This is a genomic window from Erythrobacter sp. A6_0, assembly GCF_017744235.1.
GTDB lineage: Bacteria > Pseudomonadota > Alphaproteobacteria > Sphingomonadales > Sphingomonadaceae > Qipengyuania.
On sequence record NZ_JAGHQR010000002.1, the window covers coordinates 227508 to 244274 of the forward strand.

General features: G+C 66.3%; 17 protein-coding genes and 1 tRNA gene. 9 read left to right on the forward strand and 9 right to left on the reverse strand.

Annotated features, from left to right (window positions below):
- Positions 1-181: 181 nt before the first annotated feature.
- Positions 182-730, reverse strand: a complete 549-nt coding sequence (locus J7347_RS06845; protein WP_209161442.1) for a hypothetical protein — start codon at positions 728-730, stop codon at positions 182-184.
- On the opposite strand from J7347_RS06845, the gene J7347_RS06850 reads away from it, so the two are divergent.
- From J7347_RS06850 to J7347_RS06890, 9 genes are all read left to right on the forward strand, one after another.
- A complete protein-coding gene (locus J7347_RS06850) occupies positions 723-1415 on the forward strand; it encodes a hypothetical protein (protein ID WP_209161443.1) in 693 nt (230 codons plus the stop codon). The two genes, J7347_RS06845 and J7347_RS06850, sit on opposite strands and share 8 nt — an antisense overlap.
- Positions 1416-1424: 9 nt before the next feature.
- Positions 1425-2270, forward strand: a complete 846-nt coding sequence (gene sseA, locus J7347_RS06855; protein WP_209161444.1) for a 3-mercaptopyruvate sulfurtransferase — start codon at positions 1425-1427, stop codon at positions 2268-2270.
- Between the two features lie 45 nt (positions 2271-2315).
- Positions 2316-3518, forward strand: a complete 1203-nt coding sequence (gene metC / locus J7347_RS06860) for a cystathionine beta-lyase (RefSeq protein WP_209161445.1) — start codon at positions 2316-2318, stop codon at positions 3516-3518.
- Complete coding sequence (locus J7347_RS06865) at positions 3515-4615, forward strand: mechanosensitive ion channel domain-containing protein (RefSeq protein WP_209161446.1); 1101 nt, start codon at positions 3515-3517, stop codon at positions 4613-4615. Before metC ends, J7347_RS06865 begins: the two co-directional genes overlap by 4 nt.
- A 97-nt stretch (positions 4616-4712) precedes the next feature.
- On the forward strand, positions 4713-5471 hold the full coding sequence (gene cobA / locus J7347_RS06870; protein ID WP_209161447.1) for a uroporphyrinogen-III C-methyltransferase: 759 nt from the start codon (positions 4713-4715) through the stop codon (positions 5469-5471).
- Positions 5468-5764, forward strand: coding sequence for a DUF2849 domain-containing protein (locus tag J7347_RS06875; RefSeq protein ID WP_209161448.1), 297 nt, complete (start codon positions 5468-5470; stop codon positions 5762-5764). Before cobA ends, J7347_RS06875 begins: the two co-directional genes overlap by 4 nt.
- Positions 5764-7398 (forward strand): nitrite/sulfite reductase, encoded by a 1635-nt coding sequence (locus J7347_RS06880; RefSeq protein ID WP_209161449.1) that lies wholly within the window; start codon positions 5764-5766, stop codon positions 7396-7398. The genes J7347_RS06875 and J7347_RS06880 overlap by 1 nt, the downstream gene beginning before the upstream one ends.
- Positions 7399-7453: 55 nt before the next feature.
- A complete protein-coding gene (locus tag J7347_RS06885; protein WP_209161720.1) occupies positions 7454-7870 on the forward strand; it encodes a DUF934 domain-containing protein in 417 nt (138 codons plus the stop codon).
- Complete coding sequence (locus tag J7347_RS06890; protein ID WP_209161450.1) at positions 7867-8622, forward strand: phosphoadenylyl-sulfate reductase; 756 nt, start codon at positions 7867-7869, stop codon at positions 8620-8622. The genes J7347_RS06885 and J7347_RS06890 overlap by 4 nt, the downstream gene beginning before the upstream one ends.
- 16 nt (positions 8623-8638) lie before the next feature.
- On the opposite strand, the gene J7347_RS06895 is transcribed toward J7347_RS06890, so the two are convergent.
- The 8 genes from J7347_RS06895 to J7347_RS06930 form a co-directional block, all read right to left on the reverse strand.
- Positions 8639-9538 (reverse strand): NAD(P)-dependent oxidoreductase, encoded by a 900-nt coding sequence (locus tag J7347_RS06895; protein ID WP_209161451.1) that lies wholly within the window; start codon positions 9536-9538, stop codon positions 8639-8641.
- Positions 9535-10653, reverse strand: coding sequence for a glutamate 5-kinase (proB, locus tag J7347_RS06900; protein WP_209161721.1), 1119 nt, complete (start codon positions 10651-10653; stop codon positions 9535-9537). Before proB ends, J7347_RS06895 begins: the two co-directional genes overlap by 4 nt.
- A 39-nt stretch (positions 10654-10692) precedes the next feature.
- Positions 10693-11754, reverse strand: coding sequence for a GTPase ObgE (gene obgE, locus J7347_RS06905; RefSeq protein ID WP_067680085.1), 1062 nt, complete (start codon positions 11752-11754; stop codon positions 10693-10695).
- Between the two features lie 312 nt (positions 11755-12066).
- Positions 12067-12142: transfer RNA gene (locus tag J7347_RS06910), tRNA-Ala, on the reverse strand.
- Between the two features lie 83 nt (positions 12143-12225).
- Positions 12226-13164 carry a hypothetical protein gene (locus J7347_RS06915; protein WP_209161452.1) on the reverse strand — a complete coding sequence of 313 codons (939 nt, stop codon included), beginning with the start codon at positions 13162-13164 and terminating at the stop codon, positions 12226-12228.
- Between the two features lie 202 nt (positions 13165-13366).
- On the reverse strand, positions 13367-14110 hold the full coding sequence (locus J7347_RS06920) for a Bax inhibitor-1/YccA family protein (RefSeq protein ID WP_067685132.1): 744 nt from the start codon (positions 14108-14110) through the stop codon (positions 13367-13369).
- Positions 14111-14273: 163 nt separating this feature from the next.
- Complete coding sequence (locus J7347_RS06925; RefSeq protein ID WP_209161722.1) at positions 14274-14774, reverse strand: YbjN domain-containing protein; 501 nt, start codon at positions 14772-14774, stop codon at positions 14274-14276.
- A 165-nt stretch (positions 14775-14939) separates the two neighbouring features.
- Positions 14940-16715, reverse strand: coding sequence for an SPOR domain-containing protein (locus J7347_RS06930; RefSeq protein WP_209161453.1), 1776 nt, complete (start codon positions 16713-16715; stop codon positions 14940-14942).
- Positions 16716-16767: the final 52 nt, after the last annotated feature.

Consider the following 16767-nt stretch of genomic DNA (forward strand, 5'->3'; position numbering starts at 1 on the left):
CGAGAGCTTGGCAAGCGCCCGCTTCACTCCCTATTTAGCGCAACTTCGCGAGCTCTTTCGCACCCCAATCCCGAACCGATCCGATGATGACCCGCCTTCTCGCCTCTGTCGCCTTGCCCCTGTTCGTTCTTGCCGCTGCGGCGCCGTCCGGCGCGCTACGGGCGCAATCGGTGCAGGATTTTCAGCTTCCGCCCAATCCGACGCCAACCGCGAGCCCCACCACGCAAGGGCCGGTGGACAGCGAAAGCGGTCCGGTCACGCCGCGCCCCACGCCGACGGCCAGCCCCGCGCCGAGGCCGACTGCCGCCCCGACGCCCGCGCCCACACGGACCCCCGCTCCCCAGCCATCGCCCAGGCCGACACTGCGCCTGCCCAATTTCACGCCGACACCGGCACCGACGCGCGCGCCAGCACCAGCGCCGTCGCGCGTTCCGACCCCGCGACCGAGCGCAGTGCCCAGCCCGGCTCCGGACACTCCGCCAGCACCGACGCCGATTCCGAGCCCCGACCTGCCGCCCGCGCTGGACGACGCGCCGACCACTCCGTTACCGACCGCAACGAGCCCGGCGATATCGAGCGCGCCGACGCCCACACCGGTCGAAGCCGCGCCGGTGGAGACGACCGAAGATGAAGGCGATTCGTGGTGGTGGATCGCCGCCCTGATCGCGCTGGCGGCGGCCGCAGCAGCCTTTGCCTGGACGCGGCGGCGCGCGAACGCGGCCGTGCCCACGATCGAACCGCCTCGCGTGCGGCGCGAAGAGGCCGGGCCGCAGTCCGCGCCGACGCCCGAACCGACACCTCAGCCCCCAGCCGAGCCCGCTGCGGCTCCGGTGCCCGCCCCGACGCCGACGCCAGCTGCTGCTCCGGCCGCCGCAGCTACCGCCGCCGCCGCGCCGCTGCCCCCCATGACCGACGCGGCGAATGGCACGCCGTTCAGCGTCCGCTTCGAACCGCTGCGCCTGTCGCGCAGCGTCATGGCGGCGACGCTGTATTACCGCATCACCATTCTCAATCGCGGCGCCCGGGCACTGAGCGAAGTCGTGCTCGAAGCCGATCTCGCCTCCGCCAGCGGATCGCGCCCGGTCGACGAGCAGGTGCTGGACGAGAACAGACCGCTGACCCCGCGACAGGTGTTCGGACGGCTCGCCACCGGCCAGTCCGCCCGCTTCGAAGGGAGCGTGCAGCTCCCTCTCGCTCAGGCCGACGTGATCCGGCAAGGCAATACGGCCCTGCTCGTGCCCCTGATGCGGCTGCGGGCGACTGCGGCCGATGCGGCGCCTTTCGCGCGCACTTTCGCGGTCGGCCAGGCGGCGGGCAACGGATCGAGCCGGTTGCAGCCCTTCCGCATGGACGAAGGGCTGCGATCGTGGGAACCGCTCGCGCAGCGCGTGCTGGATCGCCCCGCACCGAAATAGGAGTTTGCCGTGGATTCGCTCGTATCGACCGACTGGCTGGCCGCGCATTGGGGCGACGAGGATATGGTGGTACTGGATGCGAGCAAGCACCTGCCCGATGTCGAGCGCGATCCCAGGAGCGATTTCGAAAAAGCGCATATTCCCGGCGCGCGCTTTCTCGATCTCGCCAGCCTGACCGACACCGCCAGTGCGGTGCCGGGCGCCCTGCCCCGGCGCGAGCAGCTGGCCGACCGGCTCGGCGCGCTGGGCGTCGGGACGGACAGCCGCATCGTCCTGTACGACGATTCGGCGATTAAGAGCGCCGCGCGTGCCTGGTTCATGCTCCGCCTTTTCGGCCATGATCGCGTGGCGATCCTCGACGGAGGATGGGCGAAATGGCGCTCGGAGGATCGCCCCGTCGAAAGCGGTTCCGTTGCGCCGGAAGAGGTCGTTTACGAAGCTCGCCCGGAGCGTCCCATCGTGCGGACGAAGAAGGACATGCTCGCCAATCTCGACAGCGGGGTGGAGCAGGTGGTCGACGCGCGCGATGCGGATCGCTTCACCGGGGCTAGTGTCGACACGGTCCACGATCTTCCGGGCGGCCACATCCCCGGCGCGCGCAATCTCTTCTTCTGCGACCTGTTCCGCGAGGACGGCACCTATCGCACCCTTCCCGAATTGCGCGCAGCGGTAGCGAAGGCCGGGATCGAACCGGATCGCCCGATCGTGGCCAGTTGCGGCAGCGGGATGACCGCTTCGGTGGTATTGTTCGCGCTGCATCTGATCGGGCGCGACGACACAGCGCTCTACGATGGAAGCTGGGCAGAATGGGGCGCGGATGCGGATACGCCCAAGGAATTGGGCACGGCTTCCTGATCGGTCCCTCTTGATTTGTGGGCGGCGTTTCTGTCGAAGGGCACGATGCGAAACCCGCCCCGATCCGTGAAGACCGCCACCACGCTTGCCGTTGCGGGCCGCAGCCCCGATCCGCACGTGGTGAATCCGCCAGTCTATCGCGCCAGCACGCATCTCTACGCCGATTGCGCCGCGCTTCGCGAAGGGCCGCGCAAGAACGAGGACGGGCGGTTCTTCTACGGACGGCGCGGATCGCCGACCCAATGGGCCCTGTCCGATGCGCTCACCGAATTGGAGCCGGGCGCGCATGGGACCGTGCTCTATCCCAGCGGGGTCGCCGCGATCGCGGGCGCGTTGATGGCGGTCTGCCGCCCGGGCGATGTCCTGCTCGTGACGGACAACGCCTACGATCCCAGCCGCTCCATGGCGACGGGCCTGTTCAAGCGCCTCGGCGTGGAAGCGCGCTTCTTCGATCCGCTCGATATCGCCGCCTACGAAGACCTGTTCTGCGAGCGGACCCGCGCGGTGTGGCTGGAAAATCCCGGCAGCCTTTCGATGGAGGTCTGCGACATTCCCGAGCTGACGCGGATCGCGCGCGACCGGGGTGCCGTCAGCCTGATCGACAACACCTGGGCGACCGCGCTGGGCTTTCCCGCATTGAAGCGAGGCTGCGATATCAGCGTGCAGGCGCTAACCAAGCATGTCGGCGGCCATTCCGACCTGATGATGGGCAGCGCCACGGCGGGCGAGCGATGGTACAAAAAGCTCCGCTCGACCGCGCAAGAACTGGGCCAGGTGGTCTCGCCCGACGATGCCGCGCTTGCGCTGAGGGGCCTGCGCACGATGCAATTGCGGCTCGAGCGGACGAGCGCCAGCGCGCTTGCCTTGGCCGAATTCCTGCTCGATCGGAGCGAGGTTGCCCATGTGCTGTGCCCCATGCTGCCCGGCGCACCCGGCCATGAGCTGTGGCACCGCGATTTCACCGGCGGATGCGGGTTGTTCAGCTTCGTCCTCAAGGATCGCGACGATGCGGCACGCTGCCGCCTGATCGACGCGCTCGACCTGTTCGGGATCGGCTATAGCTGGGGCGGGTTCGAAAGCCTGGCGCTTCCCGTCGATATCGCGCCGATCCGCGAACGGATGGCGTGGCCGCGCCCGGAATGGGAGGCTGGCGAGGATTGCGCCATTCGCCTATCGATCGGTCTCGAAGACCCGCGCGACCTGATCGCCGACCTCACGCAGGCGTTTGCCGCCATGGATCATCGATGACCGCCCCGACACCGCCCACCCCGACTGCATCCGCCACGCCGGCCATCGAACAGGCCTGGGATCTCGCCCCGCCGGCGCGCGAGGTCGAGACCAGCGTCGCCGCTGCCGAGGGCCTGCGCGAAGCGGTCTCGTCGCAGAGCGATACGGTCGGCGGCTTTCTCGATGCGGTGGATTCGCTGGCGATCAGCGTCGGCAATTTCCGCCTTTCGCTGTGGGACGTCCTCGTCGTCCTGCTGATCATCGTGGCGGTCATTACCGCCGCCTGGCTGCTCAGCAAGATGCTCCAGCGCGTGCTGCGGCGCGTGACCAAGCTGGACGATACGCAGCAATTGCTGGGCCAGAAGATCCTTTCCATCGTCGTCTGGGCAGGCGCATTCTTCATCGGGATCGACCTTCTGGGCATCGATCTGACCGCGCTGGCGGTGTTCTCGGGCGCATTCGGCCTCGCGATCGGTTTCGGGCTTCAGAAGACCTTCGGTAACCTCATCGCCGGGATCATCCTGCTGATGGACAAGTCGATCAAGCCGGGCGACGTCATCGCCGTCACCGACATGGCGGGCCAGGAAAGCTTCGGCCAGATCAGAAAAATCGGCGTGCGCGCGGTATCCGTGACCACGCGGGACCAGCGCGAATATCTGATCCCGAACGAGAACCTGATGGTCAATCAGGTCGAAAACTGGTCCTATTCCAGCAAGAACGTGCGCATGCAGGTCTATGTCGGCGTCAGTTACGAGGCCGACATGGAGCTGGCCGAAAAGCTGATGCTGGAGGCCGCCGTCGACGCCCCACGCGTGCTCAAGGCCCCGCCGCCCACAGTGTGGATGAGCGAATATGGCGACAGCTCGGTCAATTTCGTGATCCATTGCTGGATACAGGATCCCGAAGACGGCGTCGGCAATGTGCGCAGCGCGGTGCTTAAACGGCTGTGGTGGCTGTTCAAGGAAAACGACATCGAAATCCCGTTCCCGCAGCGCGATCTCAACCTGCGCGGCAACAAGCAGTTCGAGCGGCTGGTCGATGCGCTGGCGGAACGCAAGGCCGACGAAAACGGCCGCGCGCAAGAGGATGCCCAAGCCGTCAAGCCGCCGAAAGACTAGCTACCCCGCGGTGTAGCGCTGATTTCAAAAGCTTTGCTGTGCGGCGGCGCATCCATTCTGATTGGCGCCCACGCCTCACCACGCGCATCTTTCCCGCATGGTAGAACCCGGAACAATCCATCTCGTGGGCGCAGGCCCAGGCGATGCCGACCTGCTGACGCTGCGCGCCGCGCGCCTGATCGAAAGCGCCGACCTGATCGTGCATGACGGTCTGGTGGACGCATCGATCCTGGCGCTCGCGCGGCCCGATGCGCGGCTGGTCTCGGTCGCCAAACGGCGTGCGCATCATACGCTTCCCCAGGACGATATAAACGCCCTGCTCGTGCGCGAAGCTCGCAAGGGCCGCGATGTCGTGCGCCTCAAGGGCGGCGATCCCTTCGTCTTCGGGCGCGGGGGTGAGGAGATGGAGGCCGCGCAGGCTGCGGGCGTTCGGGTCGAAATCGTCCCCGGCGTCAGCGCGGCGAACGGCGCGGCGGCGGCAGCCGGCATCGCCCTGACGCATCGCGACGCGTCCAGCATCGTCAGCTTCGTGGCCGGCCAGTGCAAGGGCCTGGCGGAGCAGGACTGGGCGGGCCTTGCGGGCAAGGGCCGTACGCTCGTCATCTATATGGGCATCAAGACCGCGCCGCAGATCGCGGAGAAGCTGATGGCCGACGGCCTCGCCCCTGACATGCCCGTGGCCGTGATCGAAAACGGCGCCCGGCCCGATATGCGCGTGCTGCGCGGCCCGCTGGCGGGTCTGCCCGACATGGTGGAGCGCGAGCGGGTGGTGAGCCCGGCGCTGATTGTGATCGGCGAAGTGACGGCGCGCGACGATATACACGTTGCCGCCTGTGTGGAGGAGTTCGTCCGATGAAGCTTCTTACCGGCAATGATTTGAAAACCGGCGCGGTGACGTGGTGGACCGGCAGCGACTGGTCGATCCATGTCGAGGATGCCGTCGACGTCACCGGCCAGGAAGACGAGATCGCGAGCCGCGAGGAAGCCGCGCGCCGCGTCAATGTCCCCTACGCCATCGATGCCGAGATGCACGAGGGCAGCCCGCGTCCGGCCCATATCAAGGACCGCGTCCGGGCGCTCGGCCCGACCGTGCGGCCCGACCTGACCCTCAAACCGACCGATCCCGAAATCGGCAAGTGGGTGATCTGATGTACCGTTACGACCAATACGACCAACAGATGGTGGATGCCCGCGTGGAGGAATTCCGCGATCAGGCACGCCGCCGTCTCGAAGGCACCTTGTCCGAAGACCAGTTCAAGCCGCTAAGGCTGATGAACGGGCTCTATCTGCAATTGCACGCCTATATGCTACGCGTAGCCATTCCCTACGGCACGCTGTCGGGTGCGCAGATGCGCGCGCTGGCCGATATCGCGGAGAAATACGACCGCGGATACGGCCACTTCACCACGCGCCAGAACATCCAGTACAATTGGATCAAGCTGGAAGATGCGGGCGATATTCTCGCCCATCTCGCCAAAGTCGAAATGCACGCCATCCAGACCAGCGGGAACTGCATCCGCAATATCAGCTCCGATCATTTCGCGGGCGCTGCGGCGGACGAAGTCGTCGATCCGCGTCCCTATGCCGAGCTGCTGCGCCAATGGTCGAGCTTCCACCCCGAATTCAGCTATCTTCCGCGCAAGTTCAAGATCGCGGTGATCGCCAGCGAGCAGGACCGCGCGGCGATGCGGCTGCACGATATCGGGATCAACATCGTGCGCAACGAAGCGGGCGAACTGGGCGCGGCCTTCTATGTCGGCGGCGGCATGGGCCGCACGCCCATGATCGCGCCCTGCATTCGCGACTTCGTGCCGCTGGACCGGCTGGTAACCTATGCCGAGGCGTGCCTTCGCGTCTACAATCGCTACGGCCGGCGCGACAACAAATACAAGGCGCGGATCAAGATCCTTGTCCATGAACTGGGCGCCGAGGAATATACCCGCCAGGTCGAGGAAGAATTCCAGCACCTGCTCGATTCTGGCGTGGAACCGCCCTTCGCCGAGTTGGAGCGCATCCGGACCTTCTTCGCCGATCCCGAGTTCGACGCACACGCGAACGAGGACATCGACCGCTCCGATCCCGATTTCGCCCTCTGGGTCGATCGCAACACGATCCCGCACAAGCAGCCGGGCTACGTTTCCGCCGTCATCAGTCTGAAGCCGGTCGGCGGAATTCCGGGCGATGCCACGGCGGAGCAGATGCGCGTGATGGCCGATCTCGGCGAGCGTTACAGTTTCGACGAATTGCGCGTCATGCACACGCAGAACGTGGTCCTGCCGCATGTCAGAAAGGCCGATCTCCACGCCCTGTGGACCGCGCTCGACGCGGCGGGGCTCGGCAGTCCCAATCTCGACACGATCGAGGATATCATTGCCTGCCCGGGGCTCGATTATTGCAGCCTTGCCAATGCGCGCTCGATTCCGGTTGCGCAGAAGATCGCGCAGCGCTTCGCCGAAACGAAGAAGACCGCCACGCTGGGTCAGCTGAAGCTGAAGATTTCGGGCTGCATCAACGCCTGCGGCCACCACCATGCGGGCCATATCGGCATTCTCGGCGTCGATCGTAAGGGCGTCGAGAACTACCAGCTGTCGCTCGGCGGCAGCGAGGCGGAGGATGTGAGCCTCGCCAAGATCACCGGCCCCGGTTTCGACGAGGACGGGATCGTGGACGCGGTCGAAACCGTCACCGGCGTCTACGAACGCGAACGCGAGGGCGAGGAACGCTTCCTCGACACTTATCGCCGCATCGGAATGGGCCCGTTCAAGGAGGCGCTTTATGGCTGATCAGACTCCCCCCGCCGAAGGACGCGGACCCGATACCGGGCCGGAATCGGAGAACATGTTCCGTTATCGTGATGATACTCCCATCGCGCACGCGGCAGTCACCGTCGATGCGTTTCTCGACCAGTCGAACGCCGCCGCCGTCCGCGTCGAACCGGGCGACGATGCGCGCGATCTGATCCCGCATCTCGAACGCCTCGACCTCGTCGAAGTCAATTTCCCCGCTTTCGGCGACGGGCGCGGCTATTCCTCCGCCCGAATCCTGCGCGAGGCGGGCTACGACGGCGAATTGCGCGCGGTGGGCGATGTGCTGGTGGACCAGCTCGCCTATATGCGCCGCTGCGGTTTCGACGCCTTCGATCCCGACGCGCCGCTCGACCCTGAAGATGTGGAGGCCGCCTTCGCGCGCTGGCCCGAAGTCTATCAGAGCGCTGCCGACGCACGCACGCCGATCTGGAGCAAGAGGCACGCATGAGCGAGATGCGCGCCATCGACCGGCTCGACACGCGGCCCCGCTTTACCGATCAGGACGCGATCCGGTTGAACCGGATGTTTCGCGGATCGGAAACCGAAGACTGGCTGCGCGCAGTGCTCGAAGGCTCGCTGGCGGGCGATGTCGCCATGGTGTCGAGCTTCGGCGCGGAAAGCGCGGCGCTGCTGCATCTCATCTCGCAGATCGATGCAAGCGTGCCGGTGCTGTTCCTCGATACCGGCAAGCACTTCCCCGAAACGCTGGCCTATCGCGACGAATTGGCAGAGCGGTTCGGCCTCAATCTCGTCAATCTCTACCCCGATTTGGAAGAGTTGCAGGCGCGCGACGAGACCGGCCTCAGATGGTCCTACGATCCCGACGGCTGCTGCGATCTGCGCAAGGTACGCCCGCTGGAACGCGCACTTGCCCGCTACGATGCGAGCTTTACCGGGCGCAAGGCGTTCCAGTCCGCGACCCGCGCCAATCTGCCGCGCTTCGAAATCGACACGTCGGACGCGCAGGGGCGGCTCAAGATCAACCCGCTGATCGATTGGGACGCGGACCGGATCGCCGCCTATTTCGAGGAGCACGACCTGCCCCGCCACCCGCTGGTGGAACGCGGCTTCCCCTCGATCGGCTGCTCCCCCTGCACCCGCCAGGTCTCAGAAGGCGAAGACCCGCGCGCGGGCCGCTGGTCGGGCTGGGACAAGGTCGAATGCGGCATCCACCAGCCGGGCGAGGAACCTTTCCTTTAAGGTATTGCGAGCAGGCTCAGAGCCAGCCCTCCGTGCGATACCAGTCGGCGGTTTGCTTGAGGCCTTGCGGCCCCTCGATGCGTGGCGTCCACACGCTGCTCTGAATTGCGCGCGCAGGATCGCAGACCCAGTCCGGGTGCGCCATGTAGCCTGCCCGGTCGGGGGTCAGCTTCGCTTTGTCACCGCGTAAGGCCCTGTCGGCCTTGGCCGCGAGGCGCAGGAGCGGCGCGGGCAGATGCGGCGTGATGACGCGTTTTCCCACCGCGCGGCCGATCAGCTTGGCGAATTCGGCATGTTCGTAGCCGCCCGGTCGTCCATCGTCGGGTTCGAAAATGTTTCCGCTTCCGTCTTGTGCCCCCAGCGCGAGCAAACACCGGGCCAGATCCACGACATGGATGATCGATGTGCGGCCCCTCGGCGGCACCGGCACCACGCCGAAGCGCGCGGCGCGGAAGAGTTCGAGCATATCGTTATCGCGCGGGCCGTAGATGGCGGGCGGGCGCACGATCGTCCAGTCCAATCCGCTCGCTGCGACCCATTTCTCCGCCTCGGCCTTTGAGGCGCCATAGCGCGACAGTCCGGGTTCCCGCGCCGAGAGCGAGGACACGAAGACGAAGCGCCGGACACCCGCATCCTGGCAGGCGCGTAAAAGGTTCTGCGTGCCTTCGACATTGGCCGCGTGAAAATCCGCCGGATCGGGCGCATTGGTGAGGCCCGCGACGTGGACGACCGCTTCCGCGCCCTCGACCAGAGAGGCGAGCGAGGGGCGATCGGATAGCGTCCCTTCGATCCAATCGACACCCGATCGCACAGCCTGCGGACGCCGGGTGAGCGCGCGGATCGCACCATGACCCGCAGCCGCATCGAGCACCGCCTGCCCGACGAAGCCGGTCGCTCCGGTAAGAGCGATCGTCACTCGCGCACCATGTGATCGCGATGGACCACGGCGGCGCGCGGTGCGTAGCCGAGCTTATCGGCCTGCCCGTCTTCGCGAAGCCCCAGGATCGCGCGGCATTCGGTGCTGGTATATTCGACCAGCCCCTGCCCCAGCCGTTCTCCCTTCGGGCCGAAAATCGCCACGAGATCGCCGCGATGGAACTCGCCCTCGACCTCGGTAAGCCCCGCCGCCAGCAGGCTCGCCCCGCCCTGCAGAGCAGTGACGCAGCCTTCGTCGACGGTGAGCACGCCAGCGGGCGCCAACCGGCCCGAGAGCCATGCCTTGCGCGCGCCCTCAGCACCCTGCGCCACGAACAGTGTTCCGATGCCGCGATCCAGCGCGCGGGCCAGCGGGCGATCATGCGTGCCGTTGACGATGGCGAGCGCGATGCCTGCCCGTTCGGCGATACGGGCGGCCTGCAATTTCGCCTTCATCCCGCCGCTGCCGAGGCCGGAGGACGAGCCTTCTCCCGCCATCGCGAAGACCGCAGGGCTGACACCCTCGACCCGGTCGACCAGCACGGCCCCGGGTTCGCGCGGATCGCGGTCGTAGAGACCGTCCACGTCGGACAGCAACGCTACCGCCTCCGCGCCCGCCGCCTGCGCCACGCGCGCGGCCAGCCGATCATTGTCGCCGAAGCGGATTTCTTCCGTGGCGACGCTGTCATTCTCGTTCACCACCGGCACCACGCCCATGTCGAGCAAGCGCGACAACGTCGCGGCAGCGTTCAGATAACGGCGTCGGTCCTCCAGATCGCCCAAAGTCACCAGCATCTGCGCCGCAGTGATTCCGTGCGATTCCAAGGCATCGGCCCATAACCGCGCCAGCGCCACTTGCCCGACGGAAGCCGAAGCCTGCGCATCGGCCAGACTGGCCCTTCCGCCCTTGGCCAGCCCCAACCGGGCCGCACCCAGCGCGATCGCACCCGAAGATACGACAATCACTTCGCTGGTCTGGCGCAATTGGGCGATTTCGTCGGCCAGCCCGGCGAGCCATGCGGCGCGCGGCTCGCCTCGCTCGACCAACAGGGCCGAGCCGATCTTGATCACGATACGCCGCGCCTGACGCAATTGAGCGAGAGTCTCGATCGCCATCACTTCATGGATCCCCGCGATCCGTGCCTCAGTAGCCATTCACAGAGGCGACCATTCGTTCGCCCCTTCGTCCTCGGCGTCCTCGACCTCGCTTCCCTTGGTCTCGGTCGAGGTGCGGTCGGGCAGAAAGGCGAGCACAGCGTCGAGCAGTTCCTCGATCCCCTCGCCGCTGGCACCGGAAACCACGAAGACCCGGTCCGCGCCCGCTTCGCGCAATTCGGCAGCGAAGCCCTCGCCCAGTTCCTTGTCGGCCAGATCGACCTTGTTGAGCGCGATGAGCTGCGGCTTGTCGGCCAGATCCTCGCCATAGGCTTCCAGTTCCGCGTTCACCGTTCGCATCGCTTCCGCCGGATCGTCGCCCGCGATGTCGACCAGATGGATCAGCACCCGGCAGCGCTCGATATGGCCCAGGAACCGGTCGCCGATCCCTGCTCCTTCCGCCGCGCCCGCGATCAGGCCGGGAATATCGGCCAGCACGAATTCGCGGCCCTTGTGGCGTACCACGCCCAATTTGGGCACTAAAGTCGTGAAGGCGTAATGGCCGACCTTGGCGTTGGCGTTCGAAACCTGATTGATGAAGGTGGATTTGCCCGCATTCGGCAGGCCGAGCATGCCGACATCGGCAAGCAGCTTGAGCCGCAGCCACACCCACATTTCCTGGCCCGGAATGCCCGGCTGGTGCTGGCGCGGAGCGCGATTGGTGCTGGTCTTGTAGCTGGCATTGCCGCGCCCGCCCATGCCGCCTTCGAGGAAGACCACCCGCTGGCCGACCTCGGTGAAATCGGCGAGCACCTCTTCCTTGTCCTCGCTCAGCACCTGCGTGCCGACCGGGACCGGGATGACCAGATCGGGCGCACCGGCCCCCGTGCGGTCCTTGCCCATGCCATGCGCGCCGCGCGGCGCCTTGAAATGCTGGGAATAACGGAAGTCGATCAGCGTGTTGAGGCCGGCGACCGCTTCGAAGATCACATCCCCGCCCTTGCCGCCATTGCCGCCGTCGGGGCCGCCATATTCGACGTATTTTTCCCGCCGGAACGAGACCGCGCCGGGCCCGCCTGCGCCGGAGCGGATGAATATCTTTGCCTGATCTAGAAAGTGCATTTTTGTTTGGCCTCAGTCGCCGGCGCGCACATCCGTGCGCTTGGCTTTCCTCGGGCCTTACGGCCCTGCGGGCGCGCGGTCGCGCTTGCGGTCGCCATGCGACCGTGCTCCGCAACTTTGCAGTAAACTGGCAGTAGAGTGACGCTGGCCCCGTCGCAAGGACTACCCAAAACGGTCGGCGACCAGCCGACCGCAAGGCCAAGCGGCCGCCCCGCTGGTGCCCGACCGAAGGGAGTAACAGCACCGAGGACGTTCACGCGGAGGCGTGAACGGGAACAAAGACTCCAGGTTTATCGATGAAATCGAAAAACCTGGTGGAGCCGAGCGGGATCGAACCGCTGACCTCGTCATTGCGAACGACGCGCTCTCCCAACTGAGCTACGGCCCCGTTCCAGGTCATGCGCCGGGCGACACTTGACTTGCCGCCCGGCGGAAGGCGCGCCTTAGCGAAAGGCGCGCAGGCTGCAAAGCCTAATTCGCGGTGCCCGTACTCTGCACCGTGCCTTGCGGGGTATCGTCCTCGCCCGCATCGTTGGGGATCGGCTGCACGATCGGCTGCGAGGTGCGCGTCTCGTCGACCGGCACGACCGGAATGGGCGCGCCCGTATCCGGATCGATCACGCGGGTCTGTTCGGCTGCCGGCGTGGAGAGCGTCGCCCCCACACCGTCGAGCGTGATCACCGGCGCCCGGGCCGCGCGAGCCTCCTGCACCGCGACATAGCCCGGCTGGGACTGGCCGTAGCGCTCACCGTACTGCGCGTCCCATGCCGCCGATTCGCGCTGATAGGTTTCGTATTCCGTGAAGAACGTGTCGAAGGGCTGCTCGAACAGAGCGAAATTCGCCGCCGCAAAGCCGGCTGCGTCCATCTCGGTCGTCGCCAGAGCGCGGTTCGAGATGTCGAGCGCCGTCTGGCAGAAACTTGCACGGGCAGGAGGCAATGCGAAGAAGTTGTAGACCGAAGTCATCTGCGTCTCGCGCGCCATGATCGCTTCACGCCGATCGCGAAATTCCTTGCGATATTCGGCATCGATACGCTCGTTGACGCGCCTTAGATCGCGCTCATTGTTCTGGAGATAGGCGCTGTAGCCCTGCAGGATCGGCTCGTAGCGCGGGCCGAGGCAATTCAGCGCGGCCACGTTCCAGGCGGAACGAAAATGCCAGGTCCGCTCGTCATCGGTCAGATTGCGGTTCACCGTCTGGCGCTGACCGAGCAGATCCTTGCCGGGAATCTCCATGATATAGGCCGCGCCGCCCGGCGGCACCGGACGCAGCGGGATGACTTCGACCGGCGGGGGCGGAGGCGGCGGGGGCGGAGGGGGCGGCGGTTCGGGCGTGGCACAGGCAGCGACCCCGGCGATACCGAGCGTGAGCGTGACGAGGCGTAGCTGTGATTTGGTTGCGCGGCGCATAGTCCGGCGGCCCTCCCGTTTGCGAAAATTCGTAATGGAAACCCGTGTCGCCTTCCGATTGAACGCGGGCTTAAGCAGTAAGCGTTACAAGCCCTTGGCAATAAAGAAAATGCCCGGAACGCGCGAAGCGCTCCGAGCACGATAGACCGAGTCCTGTCTGCGGCAGTCCGCACCCCGAAGGCGAGCGGACCGCACGGATCGCTTATTCGCGATTGCCCATGAACTGCAGCAGGAACATGAACATGTTGATGAAGTCGAGATAGAGGCTCAGCGCGCCCATGATCACGGCCTTGCCGACGAAGTCGGTGCCGCGCAGATACTCGTATTCGCGCTTCAGGCGCTGCGTATCGTAGGCGGTGAGGCCTGCGAAGATCAGCACGCCGATGAAGCTGATGGCCAGCGCCAGCCCGCTCGACTGCAGGAAGATGTTGATGACCATCGCGATCAGCAGCCCGACGACGCCCATGATCAGGAAGGTGCCCATGCCGGACAGATCCTTCTTGGTGGTGTAGCCGAACAGGCTGAGGCCCGCGAAGGCACCCGCCGTGGCGAAGAAGGTCGTCGCGATCGATTCGCCGGTGAAGCGCAGGAAGATCGTCGACAGCGAAAGACCCATCACGACCGCGAAGGCCCAGAACAGCATTTGGAGCGTCCCGCGGCTCATCTTCTGGAGGCCGAAGCTCATCGCCATCACGAAGCCCAGCGGCGCCAGCGCAACGATCCACATCAGCGGCCCGCTGGCGAAGTTCACCGCGAGGCCCGACTGATAGGTGAGCATGGCGACGATGCCGGTCAGCAGCACGCCGCTCGCCATGTAATTGTAGATCGAAAGCATGTGCGAGCGCAGGCCCGCGTCGAATGTCTCGCGACGGGCAACGGCGTCGCCAGCGCGCGGAACCGAGCTGAAGCCGGTCTGCCGCCGTCCGGTGTCGTTCCAATCGGCCATGTGTCGTCTCTCTCCTAGATGCGATCCGTGCGCCCGATGCGCTCTATCGCGGATACCGGCAATATCGGGGTTCCGGCCCCATATTTCAAGCGAAACCGGACCGCTTCGACCCTGCCATGGTTAACGCCTCGCAGGGCTGCTTAAGGCATGCGAGGACGGTGGTTCAAGCTTCCCCGGCGGCATCGACCATGGCAGCTTCGAGCGCGTCCGCAGGGGTCTTTCCGCCCCACAGAACGAACTGGAAAGCGGGATAGAACCGGTCGCATTCCTCGACCGCGATCTCCACGAGCGCCTGCGCCTGCGCCAGGCTCAAAGTGCCCTCGTCTCCCAGCATCGTCGCGTTGCGATAGAGGAGGACGCCGCCATTCGACCAGATGTCGAAATGGCCGAGCCAGAGCTGTTCGTTGATGGAGCCGAGCAATTCGTAGGCTGCGGCAAGCCTGTCCTTTGGCACGCGAATTTCGGGCAGGCAGAGGATCTGGAGCACGCAATCCTCGGCGCGCCAGATGCCCTTCACCTGGTAATTCGCCCAGCTTCCGCGCACTTCGCCCGTGACCTCGTGGGCACGTGCGGCGCATGGCCAGCCCCGCGCTTCGAACAGAGCCGCCAGCATGTCGACCGGCGCCGCATCCTCGTCATTCGCGAAACTTTCCAGCGCTCTCATCGGCCCGATCCCATCCTCGTCATGCAGGCTCAATGCCGAAGAGGCAGGGCGCTTGGCAATCGAGGCCATCGCCGCTGCTGGGGAGAAACCGCGACCGGCTGGAAAGGCCTGTGCAAACGCTGTGCACAAGCCTTGGAAAACACGCGTTCGGGAGGAGTGGCGCCGTTAGTCGAGCGGGTCGATCGCCTGGCCGGAATCGCTGGTGAAGGTGAAACTGTCGATGCCCATCGACTTCAATTTGTTCATCACCTCGCGCGCGGCATCCTTGCTGGGATAGGGACCGGCCAGCAGGCGATTGGCTTCGACCCATTTGGTCACGAACGGCCCCTTCCCGTCGAGCAGCGAATCGGCCTTGCGCGCGATACGGCGCCAGTCGAACTTCAGCGCATCGCGATCGCGCCCGGTGGCGATCTGGACGTAATGGCGCGAAGGATTGGCCGGAGGCTTCGGTTTCGCTTCCGGCTTGGGCGGCGGCGGTTCGGCGCGCTCGCGCGGCGGTTCGATGGTGGTGATGTCCACCGCATTGGCTGGCCGTGGCGCACTCACCGGCTGCGTTGCCGCGAAGGCGGCAAAAGCGTCCGCGACACTTTGCGACGGTTCGGGATCGGGTGCCGGAGCGGGTGTCGACGGCGCAGCTGGGCCCATGTTCTCGGCATTGTCGGCAGGATTCAGCACTGCGACCTGAACGGGATTTTCCGCCGTGATCAGTTGGGTTGCACTCTCATCCGGATCGACTTGCGAAGGGTCGATACGGGCCACCTGGGTGGCCTCTTGGGATGCCGGCGCGCTGGCGGGCGGGAGTTCGAACTGAATTGCCGGAGCGTCCGATTGCGCGCTCGGCGCTGGAGAGGGTGCAGGGCTTGGCGGCGGCGCCGGAGCCGGAAGAGGCGCCGGAGCGGGAGCTGGCGCAGGAACGGGCGCCGGAGCAGGCGCGGAGCGAACCAGCGTGCGATCCATCGGATCGGACCCGGCGGCACGGCGCGCGGCGCGCTCCGCCTGGCGGCGCTGCTGCCGCGTCTGGCGCGCGGGAGCGGGGGTGGGGACTGGCGCAGCGGCAGGTGCGGCATTCGTCCCCATCGGCGCGCCGCTGGGTGCCAGAGCCGCGCCGGCGCCGCGTGCGACGCGCGGATTGGCAGGAGCGTAGCTTGCTATGGCGGCATCGTCGCGCCCGATCTCGTTCGCCCGCGGGAAGGCGCCGAGATTGGCGGCTGCCGCCTGCTGTGCACGGGTCAGGCGAGGCATGTAGCGCAGATAGGGCGCCATCCGTAGCGCCAGATCCGTCGGCATCAGCGCTTCGGCGATCCCCACAGCATCGTCCGCATCGCCCAGAATCGCGAGGCCGAAGGCCCGCGCCCGGAATGCCGAGCGGTCCTCACTCTCCAGCAGGGGGAGCAGCGTGGCTTCGAATTCCTGCCGGTTTCCGGTCATCGCCAGGCTGAGCGCCAGGCGGCGGCGGGTTTCGGGATCGTTGCCCTGTGCCAAAGCCGCGCGATAAAGCGCCTGCGCGCTCGCATTGTCACCAACAAGGTCGAAGGCGAGGCCGCGATCGGCGGCCATCGCCGCTTCCGGGATGCCCGCATTCTCAGCCTCGGCATAAAGCCGCAGGGCTTCGATCGGCTGGCGCTGCAAGGTGAAGCATCGCGCCAGGCCGAGCATCGCGCGGCCGTTATCGGGCGCGATATCCTGTGCACGGGCGAAGAAACCGATCGCGGCGTCGATATCGCCCACTTGCACCGAAGCCTCGCCCGCATCGAGGAGCGCGCTGAGATCGCGTGGCGAACGGGCAAGACGGCGCAGCGCATCGTTGAGATCGGCGGCCTCGCGCGGCGGAAGGGGCTGCACCACGGCCTGCGCGGATACGGATTGAGGCAGGGCGACACCCGCCGCGGCCAGGCCGATGACCGAGGCGCTCAGAAGTGACAGTCGATTCAGTGTTCGCAAACCCGCGCTCCGTTTTCGGCGGGTGCCCGATGCCCGCGCTTTCGTGTCGTTG

Coding starts and splice junctions, on each gene's coding strand:
- metC (WP_209161445.1), top strand. CDS start 2,316: ATGCGAAACCCGCCCCGATCCGTGAAGACCGCCACCACGCTTGCCGTT.
- J7347_RS06865 (WP_209161446.1), top strand. CDS start 3,515: ATGACCGCCCCGACACCGCCCACCCCGACTGCATCCGCCACGCCGGCC.
- cobA (WP_209161447.1), top strand. CDS start 4,713: ATGGTAGAACCCGGAACAATCCATCTCGTGGGCGCAGGCCCAGGCGAT.
- J7347_RS06875 (WP_209161448.1), top strand. CDS start 5,468: ATGAAGCTTCTTACCGGCAATGATTTGAAAACCGGCGCGGTGACGTGG.
- J7347_RS06880 (WP_209161449.1), top strand. CDS start 5,764: ATGTACCGTTACGACCAATACGACCAACAGATGGTGGATGCCCGCGTG.
- J7347_RS06885 (WP_209161720.1), top strand. CDS start 7,454: ATGTTCCGTTATCGTGATGATACTCCCATCGCGCACGCGGCAGTCACC.
- J7347_RS06890 (WP_209161450.1), top strand. CDS start 7,867: ATGAGCGAGATGCGCGCCATCGACCGGCTCGACACGCGGCCCCGCTTT.
- proB (WP_209161721.1), bottom strand. CDS start 10,653: ATGGCGATCGAGACTCTCGCTCAATTGCGTCAGGCGCGGCGTATCGTG.
- obgE (WP_067680085.1), bottom strand. CDS start 11,754: ATGCACTTTCTAGATCAGGCAAAGATATTCATCCGCTCCGGCGCAGGC.
- J7347_RS06915 (WP_209161452.1), bottom strand. CDS start 13,164: ATGCGCCGCGCAACCAAATCACAGCTACGCCTCGTCACGCTCACGCTC.
- J7347_RS06920 (WP_067685132.1), bottom strand. CDS start 14,110: ATGGCCGATTGGAACGACACCGGACGGCGGCAGACCGGCTTCAGCTCG.
- J7347_RS06925 (WP_209161722.1), bottom strand. CDS start 14,774: ATGAGAGCGCTGGAAAGTTTCGCGAATGACGAGGATGCGGCGCCGGTC.